We start from the raw sequence: 17,547 nt of genomic DNA on the forward strand, positions 1-17,547 counted from the left end.
CGAAGGGCCGCCCGAACAGATCGGGCGGCCCTTTCGCGTTGCCTCAGCTCCAGGCCGGACTGGTGAAGATCGCCACGCTGGACAGGAAGCCGACGGCCCAGGCCAGGGAACGGGGCGTTGCCCGGTCGGTCCAATAGCAGAAGATGAAGATCAGCCGCGCACCGATGAACAGGCCGGCCAGCCGGTCGATCCAGTCCGGATTGCCGCCTTGCCACAGCCCGACGATGACGGCCGCGGCGAACAGCGGCAGGGCCTCGAAGCCGTTCGCCTGGGCGGCGGCGGCGCGGGCGCGAAACCCCTCTTTCCAGTAGTCCGGATCGCGCGGGCGCGCATTGTCGAACTCCTTGGAGAGCTTGCCCGGAAACGCGGAGACAATGGGCAGGATGGCGGCGGCAAGAATGCACCAGATAGCGAAGGGCATGGGCGATTTTCCGGTTGGTTGCGCTCGGCGAAGAGGTGACCGGATTGCGTCGACCGGTCAAGCGGAAGCCTTTATGCTTGATCCAGCGCAAGGTCCGTCTCTCGCCGCGCGGTTAGCGTCGCCGCACTCAAATCAACGCGGGATGACGCATCATGGCTGTCAACGACTGGAGTGCTTTTCTTGATCAGACGGATCTTAGGATGGCGGAGCTGCGCAGCGGGATACCCGGCGTTGCCAAGGGCTTCCACGAGACCGCGAAAGCTGCGATCGGACCGGGAGCGCTCGATTCCAAGACCAAGGAACTGATCGCCCTGGCGATCGGTATTGCGGCGCGCTGCGATGGCTGCCTTGCCTACCATGCAAAGGCGGCCGCGAAGTATGGGGCAACGCGCGAAGAGGTGCTCGAGGCGATCGGTGTCGCGGTCTATATGGGCGGTGGCCCCTCGATGATCTATGGGGCGGAGGCGCTGGCCGCCTACGACAGTTTCGCATGATGCGGCAGGGTGCATCGGACGCCGGCTGCGCCTTCTGATTGCCGTCTTTTCGCCCTGAACTCTCTCCCTGCTCGTCATATTGGCGTTTCCGATCCTCCGTATCACCTGCGCGGGGGCGGAAATCCGATTCGTTGTGCTGTCGTCGTGGGGCCGGCGGTGGAAACCGGCGTACGCAATGCCCATCTGCCATGCGAATGGGCCATGCGTGCAGCAAGGAGTACCGATGACTGTGAATGTCCTGTTCCTGTGCGATGACAACGCCAGGCTCAGCCCGATGGCCGAAGCCTATCTGAACGCAGATGACGGTCGCAGCATTCGCGCGTTCTCCGCCGGCCTCTCGCCGGCGCCCCGCCTTGCCGAAGGTGTCGAGCGTGTGCTCGCCGCCCATGGATTGTCAGCGGCAGATCTCCAGCCCAAGAGCTGGCAGTTGTTCGCGCTGCCACATGCTCCGGTGCCGGATGTGGTGGTCGGCCTGAGCGCCGCCGCGCTGGCTGCAACGCGCCGGGTCTGGCCGACCCATGCGCGGTTGCTTGACTGGTGCGTGGGCCCGCATACGTCGCGGCTGGTCGGGCGCGACGCGTTGCGCGATGCGTTTCATGAGCTGCGCCGGCGCATCAATCTGGCTCTTGAGGACGGGCTGTTCCGCCCGGTGGCCATGCGCCGGATCGCCTGACATGCGGCCACCAGCCGCGCGGGCCTTCACCCGCCGATCGGTCTGCGGGAGCGGTCCGTCAGCGCGCCGATCAGCCCGAACAGGTCGGCGAGCCCTTCGCGGACCAGGCTGAACGCGGAAAAGCTGCGCGGCTCGATCCGGCCGACGATGTCGCCCATCTCGAATGTCAGGTCCGCGGTGAACTTGCGCGCCAGTTGCTGCATCGCGCGGTTGGTGGCGAGGCAGTTCATGTAGATATGCCGGCAGCCGCGGTTGCGGGCGGCGATCAGCGTCAGCTCCATCAGCCGGGTGCCGATGCCTGTCTGCTGGCAGCAAGGCTCGACCGAGAACGCGGCCTCGGCGATGGCGCGATCCTCGAACGGGCGCAATTCGGCGACCGCGCGCAGGCAGCCATCGACGAAATAGCCGTGAATCACCGTTCCGAGCGTGAAGCTGGTGTCTGCGTAGCACCGCAGAAAAGCATCGCTTGCAGGCATGGCGAAGCGGGCCCGGCGGGCGGTCGCGTCAAGCCGCAAGAGATGGTCGCGGAACTGCGCCAGATCGTTGTAGGTCAATTTCCTGTAGTAGCCGGCCTGCGGCTTGTCGGTTCGATACGACATGCGATGCTCCTGACAAAGACAGCACCGCTCCTCGGGTCTCCCCAGACCGCCCGGCAGTCATGACATCGCTCTGCGGCGGATTCGTGGCCGAGGCCGGAGATCCGACATCAGCTTGGTCTGGGCCATGATTTGGACCAATTGCCTCCGCATTGAAGGCGCGTCAACCATTTGGTCACCAAAACCGACAAGAATCGGCCGGGCCTGCGATGTGGGGTTGCGTCGGGAAATCCGCCTCTGCGGAGGCTGAAGCCGGAAGATGTCCGGTGGGGACGGACTGTCCCTGCGACGTTGCCGTCTGCAGATCCGCGAGCCGACCGTCCAGAGCATAGAACGAGCAAGGACAGATACATCATGACCCGTTCCTCCCGGTATGGCTCCCCCCTGGCAGCCGCGCTCTGCCTGACCGTGGCGCTCGCCGGCTGTCAGCGCCTGGGATACGGAGACCGAAGCGCCCCGCTTCCGGCAACGCCGACGGCCCCCGTCGCGAGCCAGTCGCTGGAGCCGTTGCGGCCGATGGAGCCGGCTCCCGGTACGGCGGGGCAGCCGCTTTACAGTGAACCGATGGGCCAGACGGATGTCGCTGCGGTCGATCCCGGCGCCGGTGCGGCCCCGAGCGGCCCCCCGGCCGGGGCACGGGAGATCGGCCGCAGCGATATGCTCGGCGGCTGGTCGATCACCTCCGGCGCGGACAATTGCAAGCTCTTCATGACGCTGACCACCTGGAGCGGCGGGTATCGCGCGAACTCCCGCGGCTGCGCGTCGCCGCAGATGCAGACGATCTCGGCCTGGGACCTGCAGGGCAAGCAGGTGCTGCTGAAGGATGCCAGCGGCACGACCATCGCGGAACTCTATGCGACCGGCGCCGAGACGTTCTCCGGCCGCACCACCTCCGGTGCGCCGATCCAGGTCTATCGGTAAGAGCCTGTCGCCCGAAGCCGCGGGCACGGGTTGAGACGTAAGGGACGAGGCGATGTCGATCTGGCCGATCCTGCAAGATGATCAACTCTCGCCTCGCGCGGCGGCGGTGATCGCGGATATCCGCGCCACCCGCAAGACGGATTTCATCAACAATTTCTGGCGCGTCCTTGCCAATGATCCGGCGCTTCTCGAGCGGACATGGGCGAGCCTGAAGGAGGTGATGGCCCCCGGCGCGCTCGACCCGCTCGTGAAGGAGATGCTCTACGTCGCTGTGTCGATCGCCAATGGTTGCGAGTATTGCATTCGCTCCCATACGACCGCAGCGCGCGCCAAGGGCATGAGCGAGGAGCAACTTGGCGAGTTGCTCGCCGTGGTCGGCATGGCCAGCGAGACCAACCGCCTGGCGACCGGCCTCCAGGTACCCGTCGATCATGCCTTTCTCCCCGGCGAGACGGTCTGAGGCAGCGGGAGCCAGGCACTTGCCCTTGGCCGTACGCTCGGGCTATCCAGCGCAGGAGAGGCCCCTTGCGGGCAAGGGTTGCGTTTTCCAAAACCCGGCTCCACGGTCGGGTCTTTCACGGGCTGGTTTCAGGGACGGGTTGATGGCTGCTACGCACCCGGACGGGCGAACAATTCCGCTCGCGCATACGGTCACGGGACGCTACGACGCGCTCGTGGCTGCCGGAGAAATCGAGCGGGATCCGGCCCAGACCGAAGTTGCCGACGCCCTCGACCGGCTGAACGCGCTGCTGGCCGAGACCGGGCCCGCCTCCAAGAAGAGCGCTCTCGGCTGGCTGTTCGGCAAGCGCGGTGCCGCCAGGGCACCCGTCAGGGGGCTCTATGTCTGGGGCAAGGTCGGCCGCGGCAAGACCATGCTCATGGACCTGTTCTTCGATATCGCGATGATGAAGAAGAAGCGGCGGGTGCATTTCCATGAATTCATGGCGGACGTGCATGAGCGCGTCCATGCGGTCCGCGCCGCGATCCGGGACGGCAGGCTCGCGGGCGATGATCCGATCCCTCCGGTGGCGGCGGATCTGGCCGCCGACACCCGTCTCCTGTGCTTCGACGAGTTCACGGTGACCGATATCGCCGATGCGATGATTCTCGGCCGTCTCTTCACGCGGCTGTTCGAATTGGGCGTGGTGGTGGTCGCGACGTCGAACGTGGCCCCTGACGACCTCTATCGCGACGGGCTCAATCGGGGCCATTTCCTCGGCTTCGTCGACCTGCTCAAGACGCGCGTCGACGTGGTCTGCCTTGATGCGCGCACCGACTACCGCCTGGAGAAGCTTGCCGGCGCGCCGCTCTATCTGTCGCCGCTGGGCGCCGGCACCGAGCGGATGCTGGACGAACTCTGGCGCAAGCTCACCCATGGGCTTCCGGCGCACGAGGAGGTGCTGGAGGTGAAGGGACGCAAGATCTCGGTGTCCCGCACAGCCGCCGGCGTTGCCCGCTTCACCTTTGCCGAACTGTGCGAGAAGCCGCTCGGCGCGGCGGACTATCAGCGCCTGGCACTCTCCTATCACACGTTCGTGCTGGAGGGCGTTCCGGTGATGGACCTGCCCCAGCGCAATGCCGCCAAGCGCTTCATCAACCTGGTGGATACGCTCTACAACAACCGCAACAAGCTGATCGTCTCCGCCGAGGCCGAACCCGAAGGGCTCTATCTCGCCTCCACCGGAACGGAGGCCTTCGAGTTCCAGCGCACGATCTCGCGTCTCGTCGAGATGCGGTCGCAGGCCTGGCTGAGCGAGCCGGCCTGAGGAAAACCGGCGCCTGAGTTGCGCCAGCGGACCTGCCGATAGCCCTTCGATTAGCTTGCACGCACGCGCCAAAGGGTTTAGTGCCATGCGCGACCGTTGAGAACGGTCAATGCTCCATTTTACGTAAAGGGAAGCAACAGGATATGGCTCGGAACAAGATCGCTCTGATCGGCGCAGGACAGATCGGCGGCACGCTCGCCCACCTCGCCGGCCTGAAGGAACTCGGCGACATCGTCCTCTTCGACATCGCTGAAGGCACCCCCCAGGGCAAGGCGCTCGACCTTGCCGAATCCTCTCCGGTCGACGGCTTCGATGCCAAGCTCTCCGGCGCCAATTCCTACGAGGCGATCGCCGGTGCCGATGTGGTGATCGTCACCGCCGGCGTGCCGCGCAAGCCCGGCATGAGCCGCGACGACCTGCTCGAGATCAACCTGAAGGTGATGGAGCAGGTGGGCGCGGGCATCAAGGCGCATGCTCCGAACGCCTTCGTCATCTGCATCACCAACCCGCTCGACGCGATGGTCTGGGCCTTGCAGAAGTTCTCCGGCCTGCCGGCCAACAAGGTCGTCGGCATGGCCGGCGTGCTGGACTCCGCCCGCTTCCGCTACTTCCTCGCCGAGGAGTTCAATGTCTCCGTCGAAGACGTGACCGCCTTCGTGCTGGGTGGCCATGGCGACACCATGGTGCCGCTGACCCGCTACTCCACCGTCGCCGGCATTCCGCTCCCGGACCTCGTCAAGATGGGCTGGTGCACCGCCGAGCGTCTGGAAGAGATCGTCCAGCGCACCCGTGACGGCGGCGCCGAGATCGTCGGCCTGCTGAAGACCGGCTCGGCCTTCTACGCGCCGGCCGCCTCTGCCATCGCCATGGCCGAGAGCTACCTGAAGGACAAGAAGCGCGTGCTGCCCTGCGCCGCGCATCTGACCGGCCAGTACGGCCTCACCGACACCTATGTGGGCGTTCCGGTGGTGATCGGTGCCGACGGTGTCGAGCGCATCATCGAGATCTCTCTCGAAGGCGAGGAAAAGGCCAATTTCGACAAGTCCGTCGCGGCTGTCGACGGCCTGGTCGAGGCCTGCAAGAAGATCCAGCCGGCGCTTGCCTGAGGACGTTTTCACGGGAGGCCGCTGGCCTCCCGTCTCGCATCGGGCGAGCTCTGTCAAAACCATCCGGGGATAGACACATGAACATCCACGAATACCAGGCCAAAGAGGTTCTCAAGGCCTACGGCGCGCCGGTGGCCAAGGGCGTGGCCATCTTCTCGGCCGACGAGGCCGAGGCCGCTGCCAAGCAGCTTCCCGGCCCGCTCTGGGTCGTCAAGTCCCAGATCCATGCCGGCGGTCGCGGCAAGGGCAAGTTCAAGGAACTCGGTCCCGACGCCAAGGGCGGCGTTCGTCTCGCCTTCTCGCTGGACGAGGTGAAGTCGCACGCGGCCGAAATGCTCGGCAACACGCTGGTGACCAAGCAGACCGGCGCGGCCGGCAAGGTCGTCAACCGCCTCTATATCGAGGACGGCGCCGACATCGAGCGCGAGCTTTATCTCTCGATTCTCGTCGACCGCACCGTCGGCCGTCCGGCTTTCGTCGTTTCGACTGAAGGCGGCATGGACATCGAGGCCGTGGCCGAGGAGACGCCGGAGAAGATCCATACGCTTCCGATCGATCCGGACACGGGCGTGACCGAGGCCGATGCGGCCAAGCTCTGCGATGCGCTGGAGCTGACCGGTGTGGCGCGCGAGGACGGCATGACGCTGTTCCCGATCCTGCACAAGGCCTTCGTCGAGAAGGACATGAGCCTGCTTGAGGTCAACCCGCTGATCGTCATGAAGGACGGCCGCCTGCGCGTTCTCGACGCCAAGGTCTCCTTCGACGGCAACGCTCTCTTCCGCCATCCGGAGATCGTCGAACTGCGCGACATCACCGAGGAGGACGAGAAGGAAATCGAGGCCTCCAAGTACGACCTCGCCTATGTGGCGCTCGAGGGCGACATCGGCTGCATGGTCAATGGCGCTGGCCTTGCCATGGCGACCATGGACATCATCAAGCTCTACGGCGCCGAGCCGGCGAACTTCCTCGATGTCGGCGGTGGCGCCTCCAAGGAGAAGGTCACGGCCGCGTTCAAGATCATCACCTCCGATCCGAACGTGAAGGGCATCCTGGTCAACATCTTCGGCGGCATCATGCGCTGCGACGTGATCGCGGAAGGCGTGCTGGCGGCGGTGAAGGAAGTCGGCCTCCAGGTGCCGCTCGTCGTTCGCCTGGAAGGTACCAATGTCGAACTCGGCAAGAAGATCATTTCCGAAAGCGGTCTCAACGTGATCGCCGCGGATGACCTCGACGACGCTGCTCAGAAGATCGTCAAGGCCGTGAAGGAGGCCGCCTGATGTCCATTCTCGTCAACAAAGACACCAAGGTCATCGTCCAGGGCCTGACCGGCAAGACCGGTACGTTCCACACGGAGCAGGCTCTGGCCTATTACGGCACCAAGATGGTCGCCGGCGTTCATCCCAAGAAGGGCGGCGAAAGCTGGACTTCGGGGGTTGATGCGGCCGCTTCGCTGCCGATCTTCGCCAGCGTCGGCGAGGCCAAGGAAGCGACCGGTGCCGATGCATCGGTGATCTACGTGCCGCCGGCAGGTGCGGGCGCTGCGATCATCGAGGCGATCGAGGCGGAAGTGCCGCTCATCGTCTGCATCACGGAAGGAATTCCGGTCGCCGACATGGTCAAGGTCAAGGCCCGGCTGGAGAAGTCCAAGTCGCGCCTGCTTGGCCCGAACTGCCCGGGCGTCCTGACGCCGGAAGAGTGCAAGATCGGCATCATGCCGGGCTCCATCTTCAAGAAGGGCTCGGTCGGCGTCGTCTCGCGCTCCGGCACGCTGACCTATGAGGCGGTGTTCCAGACCTCGAACGCGGGCCTCGGCCAGACCACGGCCGTCGGCATCGGCGGCGATCCGGTCAAGGGCACCGAGTTCATCGACATCCTGGAGATGTTCCTTGCCGACGACGCGACCAAGTCGATCATCATGATCGGCGAGATCGGCGGTTCGGCCGAGGAAGAGGCCGCTCAGTTCCTCAAGGACGAGGCGAAGAAGGGCCGCAGCAAGCCGATGGCCGGCTTCATTGCGGGCCGTACGGCGCCTCCGGGCCGCACCATGGGCCATGCCGGTGCGGTCATCTCCGGCGGCAAGGGTGGTGCCGAGGACAAGATCGCGGCGATGGAAGAGGCGGGCATCCGCGTCTCCCCGTCACCGGCCAAGCTCGGCGAGACCCTGCTTGAGGTTCTCAAGGGCTGATTTTTCGCGATAACCGGTTTTTTACCGAGTTCGCAGCCACATATGGAGCACGGGAGCTTCCCTCAAGGAAGTTTCCCGTGTACCGCTTTGAACAGGAGCGGCGCGGGACACGCATCGCGCTGCTTCATCCCACATCCGTTTATCGGGGCGCTGCGTGAAAGGGCTCCCCTCAACAGGCGGGCGGGGGTAACCTCGCTATGGTGATGGCTCGGCAGGACGCGAACAATGCCTTCGCGATGACGTCGTTTCTTTACGGCGGCAACGCAGCGTATATTGAAGATCTCTACGCGCGCTTCAAGGAAGATCCCGGCTCTCTCGACGAGACGTGGCGCGACTTCTTCTCCAATCTGGCGGATGAAACGGCCGACGTTCTCAAGGAGGCGCGCGGCGCATCCTGGAAGCGTGCCGACTGGCCGCCGGTGGCCAGGGGCGACCTCGTCAACGCCTTCGACGGCAACTGGGCGCCGGTGGAGAAGGCGATCGGCGACAAGCTGAAGGCAAAGGCGGAAGAGAGGGGAAAAGCCCTGACCGATGCCGACGTCCAGCAGCAGACGCGCGATTCCGTGCGCGCGCTGATGATGATCCGCGCCTATCGCATGCGCGGTCACCTGCACGCCGACCTCGATCCGCTGAACCTCAAGGAGCAGATGGATCACGAGGAACTGCATCCCTCGTCCTACGGCTTTACCGAGGCCGACTGGGATCGCAAGATCTTCATCGACTACATGCTCGGCCTCGAATTCGCGACGCTTCGCGAGATGCTCGAGATCCTCAAGCGCACCTATTGCTCGACCCTCGGCGTCGAGTTCATGCACATCTCCAATCCGGCGGAGAAGGCGTGGATCCAGGAGCGCATCGAGGGGCCGGACAAGGAGATCGAGTTCACGCCGCGAGGCAAGAAGGCGATCCTCAACAAGCTGATCGAGGCCGAGGGCTTCGAGAAGTTCCTCGACGTCAAATACACCGGCACCAAGCGCTTCGGTCTTGACGGCGGTGAGGCGCTGCTTCCCGCGCTCGAACAGATCATCAAGCGCGGCGGTGCGCTTGGCGTCCAGGAGATCGTGCTCGGCATGGCCCATCGCGGCCGTCTCAACGTGCTCTCCCAGGTCATGGGCAAGCCGCTGCGGGCGATCTTCCACGAGTTCAAGGGCGGCTCCTTCGCCCCTGACGAGGTGGAGGGCTCGGGCGACGTCAAGTATCACCTCGGCGCCTCGTCGGACCGCGAGTTCGACGGCAACAAGGTGCACCTGTCGCTGACCGCCAATCCCTCGCATCTGGAGATCGTCGACCCGGTGGTGCTGGGCAAGGCGCGCGCCAAGCAGGACCAGCTTTCGGCGGTCAACGGCCACTGGGTCGAGACCACCGAAGTCGACCGCTCCAAGGTCCTGCCGCTGCTGCTGCATGGCGATGCGGCCTTCGCTGGCCAGGGCGTGGTCGCCGAGTGCTTCGGCCTCTCGGCGCTGCGCGGCCACCGGACCGGCGGGTCGATCCACTTCATCATCAACAACCAGATCGGGTTCACGACCAACCCGCGCTTCTCGCGGTCCTCGCCCTATCCCTCGGATGTGGCGAAGATGATCGAGGCGCCGATCTTCCACGTGAACGGCGACGATCCGGAAGCCGTGGTCTATGCGGCGAAGGTCGCGACGGAGTTCCGTCAACTCTTCGGCAAGCCGGTGGTGATCGACATGATCTGCTACCGCCGCTTCGGCCATAACGAGTCGGACGAGCCGGCGTTCACCCAGCCGATCATGTATCGCAAGATCCGCAGCCATCCGACGACGCTGCAGATCTATGCCGAGAAGCTGATCGGGGAAGGGGTGATCACCGCCGAGGAACTGGAGGCGATGCGCGCCGGTATGCGTGCCCGTCTCGACGAGGAGTTTGACGCCGGTCAGGCCTACAAGCCGAACAAGGCCGACTGGCTCGACGGCAAGTGGTCGGGCCTGAAGCAGGCTGAGGATCTCGACGATCCGCGGCGCGGCCAGACGGCGGTACCGACGGAAGACCTCAAGCTTGTCGGCAGCGCGCTGGCGCGGGTGCCCGAGGGCTTCAACATCCACCGCACGATCCGCCGCTTCCTCGACAATCGCGAGAAGATGTTCGACACCGGCGAGGGGATCGACTGGGCGACCGCCGAGGCGCTGGCCTTCGGCACCCTGCTGCTGGAAGGCCATCCGGTGCGCCTGTCGGGCCAGGATTGCGAGCGCGGCACGTTCTCGCAGCGCCATTCGGTCCTCTACGACCAGGAGGACGAGCAGCGCTACATTCCGCTGAACCATCTGCGCGAGGGGCAGGCCCGCTACGAGGTCATCAATTCGATGCTCTCCGAGGAGGCCGTGCTCGGGTTCGAATACGGCTACACGCTGACGGAGCCGAACGCCCTGACCCTTTGGGAAGCCCAGTTCGGCGACTTCGCCAACGGCGCGCAGGTTGTCTTCGACCAGTTCCTGTCGTCGGGCGAACGCAAGTGGCTGCGCATGTCGGGTCTCGTCTGCCTGCTCCCGCACGGCTACGAGGGCCAGGGTCCCGAGCACTCCTCGGCGCGCCTGGAGCGCTTCCTGCAGATGTGCGCGGAAGACAACATGCAGGTCGCCAACTGCACCACGCCGGCGAACTACTTCCACATCCTGCGCCGGCAGTTGAAGCGCGACTTCCGCAAGCCCTTGATCCTGATGACGCCGAAGTCCCTGCTGCGGCACAAACGCGTGGTCAGCCGCCTCGACGAGTTCTCCGACGGGTCGGCGTTCCACCGCCTGCTGTGGGACGATGCGCAGCTCGAGGGCTACAGCGACATCAAGCTGAAGCCGGACAACAAGATCCGGCGCGTGGTCATGTGTTCGGGCAAGGTCTACTATGACCTGTTCGAGGAGCGCGAGAAGCGCGGCATCGACGATGTCTATCTCCTGCGCGTCGAGCAGCTTTATCCGTTCCCGACCAAGGCGCTGGTCTCCGAGCTGTCGCGGTTCAAGGATGCGGACTTCGTCTGGTGCCAGGAAGAGCCGAAGAACATGGGCTCCTGGTTCTTCGTGCAGTCCTATCTGGACTGGGTGCTGAGCCAGATCAACGCAAAGCATCCGCGTCCGCGCTATGTCGGCCGCGCCGCCTCCGCGGCGACGGCGACGGGTCTGATGTCCAAGCACATGGCGCAGTTGCAGGCGTTCCTCGACGAGGCGTTTGCCGACTAGCCCTTCCGGCTCCCGGGCGCAGGTCCGGGAGCCGATACCGTCCCGGTCCAAAGCAGCCGGGGATGCCCGACTCCATCGCTCGCGCGGACGCGAGAACCTGCTCCGCGCCGCCACCGGAAAGAGATTTTGATCATGGCGACCGAAATTCGAGTGCCCACCCTCGGAGAATCCGTGACCGAGGCGACCATCGCCCAGTGGTTCAAGAAGCCTGGCGACAAGGTGAACGCGGATGAGCCGATCGTCGAACTGGAGACCGACAAGGTGACGGTCGAGGTTCCCGCGCCTGCCTCCGGCACGCTCACCGATATCCTGGTCAAGGAAGGCGATACCGTCGAGGTCGGCGCCCTGCTGGGACAGATTTCGGAAGGTGCGGGTGCGGCCGCCGCCTCGCCCGCAAAGGCGTCCGCGCCCAAGGCTGAGAGCGCCAAGCCCGCTCCGGCCGCTTCCGCATCCGCCGAGACCGTCGACGTGGTGGTGCCGTCGGCCGGCGAGAGCGTGACGGAGGCCGATGTCGGCGAGTGGTTCGTCAAGGTCGGTGATCAGGTCAAGGCCGACGACGTTCTCGTCGAGCTGGAGACCGACAAGGCCGCCCAGGAGATCCCGGCACCGGCCGCGGGCACCGTGGTCGAGATCGCCGCCAAGACCGGCGACACGGTCACGCCCGGCCAGTTGCTGCTGAAGATCGCCGTCGGCGCGGGTGCCGCGGCCCCCGCCAAGGCGCCGGCCCCTGCGAAGCCGGCACCGGCCGCTGCCGCCGGCACGAGCATGCCGCCGGCCCCGGCCGCCGCCAAGATGATGGCGGAAAAGGGTCTTGCCGCCGATCAGGTCGCCGGTTCCGGCAAGCGCGGTCAGGTGCTCAAGGGCGATGTCATCGCCGCCGTCGCCTCCGGTATGGCTCAGCAACCCTCTGCCTCCGCGGCGCCTGCTGCCGCGCGTGCGCCGTCCGTTGGCGAAGATGCGGCGCGCGAGGAGCGCGTGCGCATGACCAAGCTGCGCCAGACCATCGCCCGCCGTCTCAAGGATGCGCAGAACACCGCCGCCATGCTGACCACCTATAACGAGGTGGACATGGGCCCGGTGATGGAGCTGCGCTCCACGTACAAGGACCTGTTCGAGAAGAAGCACGGGGTGAAGCTCGGCTTCATGGGCTTCTTCACCAAGGCCGTCTGCCATGCGCTGAAGGAGATTCCGGCGGTCAATGCCGAGATCGACGGCACCGACATCATCTACAAGAACTACTGCCATGTCGGCGTCGCCGTCGGCACCGACAAGGGGCTGGTGGTTCCGGTCGTGCGCGATGCCGACCAGATGTCGATCGCCGAGATCGAGAAGAAGATCACCGAACTCGGCCGCAAGGCGCGGGACGGCAAGCTCGGCATGGACGAGATGCAGGGCGGCACCTTCACCATCTCCAATGGCGGCGTTTACGGCTCGCTGATGTCGTCGCCGATCCTCAATGCCCCGCAGTCGGGCATTCTCGGCATGCACAAGATCCAGGAACGCCCGATGGTCGTGAACGGCCAGATCGTCGCCCGTCCGATGATGTATCTGGCCCTGTCCTACGATCACCGCATCGTCGACGGCAAGGAAGCGGTCACCTTCCTCGTGCGCGTCAAGGAGAGCCTTGAGGACATCAAGAGGCTCGTTCTCGACCTGTAAGTCCGAGCCGGGGCGGCGCGAACCGCGCCGTCCCGCGACACGTCGCGACGGTGCGGGCGCGCACCTGACCTCCGGGAGGGCGGCCATGCGTGAGACAATCGCAAGATTGCAGGCGAACTGGGTCTATGGCGGCGCCCTCGCCGGGGTCGTGCTGCTCGTTCTGGCGCCGCTTCTGACCGCCGGCTGGCCTTGGGCCGAGGTACTCATCTTCCTGGGCCTGCCCGTCTACATGCTGCACCAGCTCGAGGAACATGACGGCGACCGGTTCCGCCGCTTCGTCAACGAGGTGATCGGCAAGGGGCGTGAGGTGCTGTCGGTCGCCGCCGTCTTCGTGATCAATGTCGGCGGGGTCTGGGGCACGATGGCGGTGACCCTGTGGTTGATGCGCGCCGTATCGCCGGGCTGGGGCCTGATCGGCGTCTATCTGCTGCTCGTCAACGCTGTCCTGCATATCGTACAGGCGGTTGCGCTGAGACGCTCCAACCCCGGCCTGGTGACGGCGACGGTGTTGTTCCTGCCGCTAGGGGCGCTTGCCTTCGGCGAGCTTGCCGGTGCGGCCAGCCCGGTTCAGCACGCGGTGTCCCTGGCGCTGGTGCTGGTGCTGCACGGTGCGATCGTTGTCAGCGTGCGCCGCCGGCTCGCGGGCGGCTAAAGTAACGGGAGGCGGATCATGGGTTGGGAATTCCTGCTGACGGCACTGGTGGTGGTGCTCTCCCCAGGCACGGGTGTCGTCTACACGGTCGCGACCGGCCTTGCGCGTGGCCGCCTGCCGGGGATCGCCGCGGCCTTCGGTTGCACGCTCGGCATTCTGCCGGCGCTGATCGCCGCCACCTTCGGGCTCGCCGCGCTGTTGCACGCGAGCGCACTCGCCTTTCAGGTGCTGAAATATGCGGGCGCCGCCTATTTGTTCTATCTCGCCTGGCAGGCGCTCAGGAATGCTGGACCGCTGGCCTTCGACCGTGACACCTCCGGGCCTGCGGACCTGGTTGCGGTGGCGCGGACGGGCTTTCTGATCAATATGCTCAACCCGAAGCTCTCGCTGTTCTTCCTCGCCTTCCTGCCGCAGTTTTTGGCCCCGGGGCAGGGGGCAGTGGAACTGCAGATCCTGTCCATGGGCTCCGTCTTCATGGGGCTGACGCTGGTGGCGTTCATCGGTTACGGCGTCTTTGCGGCGGCCGTTGGTGCCCGTGCGCTGCGCAGCAGGCAGGTGATGGCCTGGATGAGCCGGACGGTTGCGGTCGCCTTTGCCGGTTTCGGCGCTAGGCTCGCTCTGGCGGAGCGCTGATCTGGTGACGCAGGTATCTTGAACGGAGAGGCCGATGACCGAAACCGTCATGATCGTGACAGGCAGCAGCCGCGGCATTGGCGCTGCGACGGCCATTCGCCTCGCCGCTACCGGCTCAACGATCCTCTTGACCTATGTCGCCAATCCTGAGCGCGCCGATGACGTCGTCTCGGCGATCGAGGCGGGTGGCGGCCGGGCAAAAGCGATCAGGGCGGATGTCGCGAACGAGGACGATTGCCTGAGAACCTTTGCCGAGGCGGACAGGATCGGCCGGCTGACCGGGCTGGTGAACAATGCCGGTGTGGTCGACGTTGCCGCGCGGCTGACGGACATGTCCTTTGCCCGGCTGCGGCGCATCTTCGATATCAACGTGCTGGGCACGATCCTGTGTTCCCGCGAGGCGGTGCGCCGCATGTCGACCGCTCATGGCGGTAAGGGCGGGGCCATCGTCAACGTGTCGTCGGCCTCTGCCAAGATCGGCTCGCCGGCGCAATATATCGACTATGCCGCCGCCAAAGGGGCGATCGACACGTTCACGGTGGGCCTTGCCAAGGAAGTGGCCGCCGAGGGCGTGCGGGTCAATGCGGTGCGTCCGGGCATCATCGAGACGGAAATCCACGCTTCGGGAGGCGATCCCGACCGGGCGACGCGCGTGGCGGCCGAGCTGCCGATGCGCCGGGCCGGACGGGCCGAGGAATGCGCCGAGGCGATTGCCTGGCTGTTGTCGGACGCCGCGAGCTACACGACGGGCGCGATCCTGGACGTGTCCGGCGGTCGCTCGATCCTCCCTTGAGTCAGGAAACATGGCAGCGGACGCTGCCGGAACGAACGCAACAAGAGGCGAATGCTATGTCACAGTTTGATCTCGTCGTCATCGGCACCGGACCTGGCGGCTATGTCTGCGCCATCAAGGCAGCGCAGCTCGGGCTCAAGGTGGCGGTGGTCGAGAAGCGCGCCACCCATGGCGGCACCTGCCTGAACATTGGCTGCATCCCCTCCAAGGCGATGCTGCACACCTCGGAACTGTTCGAGGAGGCGTCCGAGCATTTCGAGGACTTCGGCATCAAGGTCGGCAAGCCGAAGCTCGATCTCAAGGCGATGATGGGCCACAAGCAGAAGACTATCGACGGCAATGTCAGCGGCATCGAATTCCTGTTCAAGAAGAACAAGGTGACGCCGTTCCACGGCACGGGCCGCATCCTTGCGGCCGGCCGTGTCGAGGTGACCGCCGAGGACGGCTCGAAGCAGGAGATCGCGGCGAAGTCCATCGTCATCGCCACCGGCTCCGACGTGGCGCCGCTTCCCGGCGTGGAGATCGACGAGAAGCAGATCGTCTCTTCCACCGGCGCGCTGGAACTCGACAAGGTGCCAGGCAAGCTGGTGGTCGTCGGCGCCGGCGTCATCGGCCTCGAGCTCGGCTCCGTGTGGCGGCGGCTCGGCTCCGAGGTGACGGTCGTCGAGTTCATGGACAAGATCCTCGGCCCGATGGACGCCGACATTTCCCGCAACTTCCAGCGCATCCTCAAGAAGCAGGGCGTGGAGTTCCACCTGTCGTCCAAGGTGACGGCCGTGGAGAAGACCGGCAAGCAGCTCGCCGTCACGGTGGAGCCGGCCGCCGGCGGCGAGGCAGCCGCGAAGACGCTGGAAGCCGACGTGGTGCTCGTTGCCATCGGCCGCCGTCCCTATACGGCAGGGCTCGGCCTCGAAGAGGTCGGCGTGGCGCTCGACGAGCGCGGGCGGGTCAAGACCGACGGCCACTACCAGACCACCGTTCCTGGCATCTACGCGATCGGCGATGTGATCGCCGGGCCGATGCTGGCCCACAAGGCCGAGGACGAGGGCGTCGCCCTTGCCGAAATGCTGGCGGGACAGGCCGGCCATGTGAACTACGGGGTCATTCCCGGCGTCGTCTATACCAGCCCCGAGGTTGCCGAGGTCGGCAAGAGCGAAGAGGCGCTGAAGGCGGAGGGCGTGTCCTACAAGGTCGGCAAGTTCGCCTTCATCGCCAATGGCCGCGCCAAGGCGACGAACCATACGGAAGGCTTTGTCAAGGTTCTGGCCGACGCGGAGACCGACAAGGTGCTCGGCGTTCACATCATCGGCCATGGCGCCGGCGAGATGATCCACGAGGCGGCTGTGCTGATGGAGTTTGGCGGCTCCGCCGAGGATCTGGCGCGCACCTGCCATGCGCATCCGACGATGAGCGAGGCCGTGAAGGAAGCCGCAATGGCCGCTTTCGCCAAGCCGATCCACGCCTGAGGGTAGGGAGACCCTGCGGCTGCAAGCCTTGTGCGCCCGCTTGGCCGAGCGTCTGTGTCGACTGAAAAGGCCCGCATCGGTTTTCCGGTGCGGGCCTTTTGCTTGATCGCGGGGAAGCGGCGACCGGCGCCGTTGCGGGCGCGGCCGGCTTACTCTGCGGTCTGGGTTCCGGTCTGCGCGGTCGTGTTGCCGGCCACGACGAGGGCCTCGCTGAGGTCATTGGTGGCGATGGAACTCTGCGGAGCCTCGGCGGTCGTCGTCGGGGTGGTCTTCTGCGACATCTTGGACCAGTTGCACTCGGCCATGGCCGGCGCGGCGGAGAAGGCGATGAGGGCGGCGACGCCCGTCAGTCCTGCGAGAATGCGCATGCTACTCTCCCTTGCTCGCGACATGTCGGGACGACATGCCTCCGTCCGCCCGGTCGTGCGGCAGGATTCGAGGGCGAGTCCTGCGCAGACGAGGAAGACGCTACGGGAAGTGTAGTGCAGAAAGGCTGTGACGACCAGTTTTGCCCGGTTGAAAGCCCGCGGGATTATTCCCGATCAAGGATCGCCGCGTGAAAGGCATCCGGTGTGCCGGGCGTATGCGACTGAATCTTTACCAGGGCCTCGATCCGGTCTTCCATCCGGATGACCTCGACTTCCCTGGCTCCGAACAGGCCGGGGAACCGGGCCAGCAACCGACCGTTGGTGAGGCGGGTAGCCTCGGTCCATCCCCATTTGCAGTCCCTGGGGGAACAGCGCGTGAAGACCCGCATCCGCGACACGACCTGCCCGCCGGAGCAGTGGCTTTCAATCTCGATGCGGCGGACCTGCTGGCTGGCCGCGCGAGGGTTATACCAGCGTCCGGCTTCGGGGATGCGGCATCGGTTCTCCGCGTAGGCGATGCTCGGTGGAGCGGCGAAGAACAGGACAAGGGCGGCAGCCAAGGGAATCAGAAGGTTCCACATGCCGGATTCTTGTCCAGCCCCGGCAGCATCGCAAGGGAATTCGAT

At 65.5% G+C, this 17,547-nt stretch carries 18 protein-coding genes; 14 read left to right on the forward strand and 4 right to left on the reverse strand.

Annotated features, from left to right (window positions below; genetic code table 11):
- Positions 1–43: 43 nt before the first annotated feature.
- Complete coding sequence (locus tag TSB10P1A_RS14785; protein WP_186388699.1) at positions 44–421, reverse strand: MAPEG family protein; 378 nt, start codon at positions 419–421, stop codon at positions 44–46.
- A gap of 152 nt (positions 422–573) precedes the next feature.
- Here TSB10P1A_RS14785 and TSB10P1A_RS14790 point away from each other — a divergent pair, with 152 nt between their 5' ends.
- Together TSB10P1A_RS14790 and TSB10P1A_RS14795 are read left to right on the forward strand one after the other, a co-directional pair.
- Positions 574–915 (forward strand): carboxymuconolactone decarboxylase family protein, encoded by a 342-nt coding sequence (locus TSB10P1A_RS14790; RefSeq protein WP_186388700.1) that lies wholly within the window; start codon positions 574–576, stop codon positions 913–915.
- A gap of 223 nt (positions 916–1,138) precedes the next feature.
- Positions 1,139–1,588 (forward strand): low molecular weight phosphatase family protein, encoded by a 450-nt coding sequence (locus TSB10P1A_RS14795; RefSeq protein ID WP_186388701.1) that lies wholly within the window; start codon positions 1,139–1,141, stop codon positions 1,586–1,588.
- Between the two features lie 26 nt (positions 1,589–1,614).
- On the opposite strand, the gene TSB10P1A_RS14800 is transcribed toward TSB10P1A_RS14795, so the two are convergent.
- On the reverse strand, positions 1,615–2,187 hold the full coding sequence (locus tag TSB10P1A_RS14800) for a GNAT family N-acetyltransferase (protein WP_186388702.1): 573 nt from the start codon (positions 2,185–2,187) through the stop codon (positions 1,615–1,617).
- A 351-nt stretch (positions 2,188–2,538) separates the two neighbouring features.
- Between TSB10P1A_RS14800 and TSB10P1A_RS14805 the strand changes: the two genes are divergently transcribed.
- From TSB10P1A_RS14805 to lpdA, 12 genes are all read left to right on the forward strand, one after another.
- Positions 2,539–3,105 (forward strand): AprI/Inh family metalloprotease inhibitor, encoded by a 567-nt coding sequence (locus TSB10P1A_RS14805; protein ID WP_186388703.1) that lies wholly within the window; start codon positions 2,539–2,541, stop codon positions 3,103–3,105.
- 52 nt (positions 3,106–3,157) lie between these two features.
- A complete protein-coding gene (locus TSB10P1A_RS14810; protein ID WP_186388704.1) occupies positions 3,158–3,565 on the forward strand; it encodes a carboxymuconolactone decarboxylase family protein in 408 nt (135 codons plus the stop codon).
- Positions 3,566–3,707: 142 nt separating this feature from the next.
- Positions 3,708–4,871, forward strand: a complete 1,164-nt coding sequence (gene zapE, locus TSB10P1A_RS14815) for a cell division protein ZapE (RefSeq protein WP_186388705.1) — start codon at positions 3,708–3,710, stop codon at positions 4,869–4,871.
- Between the two features lie 143 nt (positions 4,872–5,014).
- Positions 5,015–5,977, forward strand: a complete 963-nt coding sequence (gene mdh / locus TSB10P1A_RS14820) for a malate dehydrogenase (protein WP_186388706.1) — start codon at positions 5,015–5,017, stop codon at positions 5,975–5,977.
- A gap of 77 nt (positions 5,978–6,054) precedes the next feature.
- Positions 6,055–7,254, forward strand: a complete 1,200-nt coding sequence (sucC, locus tag TSB10P1A_RS14825; protein ID WP_186388707.1) for an ADP-forming succinate--CoA ligase subunit beta — start codon at positions 6,055–6,057, stop codon at positions 7,252–7,254.
- Entirely contained in the window at positions 7,254–8,162 is a 909-nt protein-coding gene (gene sucD / locus TSB10P1A_RS14830; protein ID WP_186388708.1) for a succinate--CoA ligase subunit alpha, read from the forward strand. Before sucC ends, sucD begins: the two co-directional genes overlap by 1 nt.
- Positions 8,163–8,365: 203 nt before the next feature.
- Positions 8,366–11,350: a 2-oxoglutarate dehydrogenase E1 component gene (locus tag TSB10P1A_RS14835; RefSeq protein ID WP_186388960.1), complete on the forward strand. Its 2,985-nt coding sequence runs from the start codon at positions 8,366–8,368 to the stop codon at positions 11,348–11,350.
- Positions 11,351–11,482: 132 nt separating this feature from the next.
- Entirely contained in the window at positions 11,483–13,009 is a 1,527-nt protein-coding gene (gene odhB, locus TSB10P1A_RS14840; RefSeq protein WP_186388709.1) for a 2-oxoglutarate dehydrogenase complex dihydrolipoyllysine-residue succinyltransferase, read from the forward strand.
- Positions 13,010–13,094: 85 nt separating this feature from the next.
- The gene (locus tag TSB10P1A_RS14845) at positions 13,095–13,661 is read left to right on the forward strand and encodes an HXXEE domain-containing protein (RefSeq protein WP_186388710.1); all 567 of its coding nucleotides are present in this window, start codon (positions 13,095–13,097) and stop codon (positions 13,659–13,661) included.
- A gap of 18 nt (positions 13,662–13,679) precedes the next feature.
- Positions 13,680–14,294, forward strand: coding sequence for a LysE family translocator (locus TSB10P1A_RS14850; protein WP_186388711.1), 615 nt, complete (start codon positions 13,680–13,682; stop codon positions 14,292–14,294).
- A 34-nt stretch (positions 14,295–14,328) separates the two neighbouring features.
- The gene (locus TSB10P1A_RS14855) at positions 14,329–15,087 is read left to right on the forward strand and encodes an SDR family oxidoreductase (protein ID WP_186388712.1); all 759 of its coding nucleotides are present in this window, start codon (positions 14,329–14,331) and stop codon (positions 15,085–15,087) included.
- The gene (gene lpdA, locus TSB10P1A_RS14860; RefSeq protein WP_371328921.1) at positions 14,991–16,553 is read left to right on the forward strand and encodes a dihydrolipoyl dehydrogenase; all 1,563 of its coding nucleotides are present in this window, start codon (positions 14,991–14,993) and stop codon (positions 16,551–16,553) included. The genes TSB10P1A_RS14855 and lpdA overlap by 97 nt, the downstream gene beginning before the upstream one ends.
- Before the next feature lie 149 nt (positions 16,554–16,702).
- Here lpdA and TSB10P1A_RS14865 read toward each other — a convergent pair whose 3' ends face one another.
- Together TSB10P1A_RS14865 and TSB10P1A_RS14870 are read right to left on the reverse strand one after the other, a co-directional pair.
- Positions 16,703–16,921, reverse strand: coding sequence for a hypothetical protein (locus tag TSB10P1A_RS14865; protein WP_186388714.1), 219 nt, complete (start codon positions 16,919–16,921; stop codon positions 16,703–16,705).
- 164 nt (positions 16,922–17,085) lie between these two features.
- Positions 17,086–17,502 carry a hypothetical protein gene (locus tag TSB10P1A_RS14870; protein ID WP_186388715.1) on the reverse strand — a complete coding sequence of 139 codons (417 nt, stop codon included), beginning with the start codon at positions 17,500–17,502 and terminating at the stop codon, positions 17,086–17,088.
- Positions 17,503–17,547: the final 45 nt, after the last annotated feature.

The organism is Stappia sp. TSB10P1A (assembly GCF_900185725.1).
Lineage (GTDB): Bacteria > Pseudomonadota > Alphaproteobacteria > Rhizobiales > Stappiaceae > Stappia.